Origin of the sequence: Lysinibacillus antri (genome assembly GCF_003977595.1) — a bacterium.
In the GTDB taxonomy this organism is placed as follows: domain Bacteria; phylum Bacillota; class Bacilli; order Bacillales_A; family Planococcaceae; genus Ureibacillus; species Ureibacillus antri.
Genome location: NZ_RYYR01000067.1, coordinates 1 through 1219 on the forward strand (window position 1 = coordinate 1; position 1219 = coordinate 1219).

Here is a 1219-nt window from a genome sequence, read left to right on the forward strand (position 1 = left end):
GGAAGCCCCCAACTACCATCGGCGCTAAAGAGCTTAACTTCCGTGTTCGGTATGGGAACGGGTGTGACCTCTTTGCCATCATCACTAGACTATTTTAATTTTTAATGACCCGTACGGGATTCGAACCCGTGTTACCGCCGTGAAAGGGCGGTGTCTTAACCACTTGACCAACGGGCCAGACTATTATGTATTCCTGGCGGAGAAGGAGGGATTTGAACCCTCGCGCCGGTTACCCGACCTACACCCTTAGCAGGGGCGCCTCTTCAGCCTCTTGAGTACTTCCCCAAATGGCTCCGAAGGTAGGACTCGAACCTACGACCAACCGGTTAACAGCCGGTTGCTCTACCACTGAGCTACTTCGGAAAAATTAAATGGTGGGTCGGGACGGAATCGAACCGCCGACACTTTGAGCTTCAGTCAAATGCTCTACCAACTGAGCTACCGACCCATAAATGGCGGTCCCGACCGGGATCGAACCGGCGATCTCCTGCGTGACAGGCAGGCATGTTAACCGCTACACCACGGGACCTTTGGTTGCGGGGACAGGATTTGAACCTGCGACCTTCGGGTTATGAGCCCGACGAGCTACCACTGCTCCACCCCGCGATAATAGTATTAGATTAGAATTATTTGGTGGAGCCTAGCGGGATCGAACCGCTGACCTCCTGCGTGCAAGGCAGGCGCTCTCCCAGCTGAGCTAAGGCCCCATATTATAATTACTTTTTTAACATTATTGGCGCGCCCGGCAGGAGTCGAACCCACAACCTTCTGATCCGTAGTCAGACGCTCTATCCAATTGAGCTACGGGCGCATGTTGGCTGGGGTACCAGGATTCGAACCTGGGCATGACGGAATCAAAATCCGTTGCCTTACCGCTTGGCTATACCCCAATATTCTTATTTTGATATTATGGGGCGACTGATGGGAATCGAACCCACGAATGCCGGAACCACAATCCGGTGCGTTAACCACTTCGCCACAATCGCCATATTGTTAACTAACACCATTGGCAGGGGCAGTAGGAATCGAACCCACACCAAAGGTTTTGGAGACCTCTATTCTACCGTTGAACTATGCCCCTATTAAAAATGGTGGAGGGGGACGGATTCGAACCGCCGAACCCAAAGGAGCGGATTTACAGTCCGCCGCGTTTAGCCACTTCGCTACCCCTCCAAGGGTATGGTGCCGGCGAAAGGAGTCGAACCCTCGACCTACTGAT

At 53.1% G+C, this 1219-nt stretch carries 12 tRNA genes and 1 rRNA gene; all 13 read right to left on the bottom strand.

From position 1 onward, the window contains the following. Positions 1–89: ribosomal RNA gene (rrf, locus tag EK386_RS19860) — 5S ribosomal RNA — on the bottom strand; the annotation flags it as partial. Between the two features lie 16 nt (positions 90–105). Then, positions 106–177: transfer RNA gene (locus EK386_RS19865), tRNA-Glu, on the bottom strand. A gap of 17 nt (positions 178–194) precedes the next feature. Next, a tRNA-Ser gene (locus EK386_RS19870) sits at positions 195–285 on the bottom strand. A gap of 3 nt (positions 286–288) precedes the next feature. Continuing rightward, a tRNA-Asn gene (locus EK386_RS19875) sits at positions 289–363 on the bottom strand. A 9-nt stretch (positions 364–372) separates the two neighbouring features. Then, positions 373–448, bottom strand: a tRNA-Phe gene (locus EK386_RS19880). A 5-nt stretch (positions 449–453) separates the two neighbouring features. Further along, positions 454–529: transfer RNA gene (locus tag EK386_RS19885), tRNA-Asp, on the bottom strand. A 2-nt stretch (positions 530–531) separates the two neighbouring features. Next, positions 532–606 (bottom strand) — tRNA-Met (locus EK386_RS19890). Positions 607–631: 25 nt separating this feature from the next. After that, positions 632–707, bottom strand: a tRNA-Ala gene (locus EK386_RS19895). A gap of 27 nt (positions 708–734) precedes the next feature. After that, positions 735–811: transfer RNA gene (locus EK386_RS19900), tRNA-Arg, on the bottom strand. Positions 812–815: 4 nt separating this feature from the next. Further along, positions 816–890: transfer RNA gene (locus EK386_RS19905), tRNA-Gln, on the bottom strand. A 20-nt stretch (positions 891–910) separates the two neighbouring features. Beyond that, positions 911–986 (bottom strand) — tRNA-His (locus EK386_RS19910). Between the two features lie 21 nt (positions 987–1007). Next, positions 1008–1081: transfer RNA gene (locus EK386_RS19915), tRNA-Trp, on the bottom strand. Between the two features lie 8 nt (positions 1082–1089). Next, positions 1090–1173 (bottom strand) — tRNA-Tyr (locus tag EK386_RS19920). Positions 1174–1219: the final 46 nt, after the last annotated feature.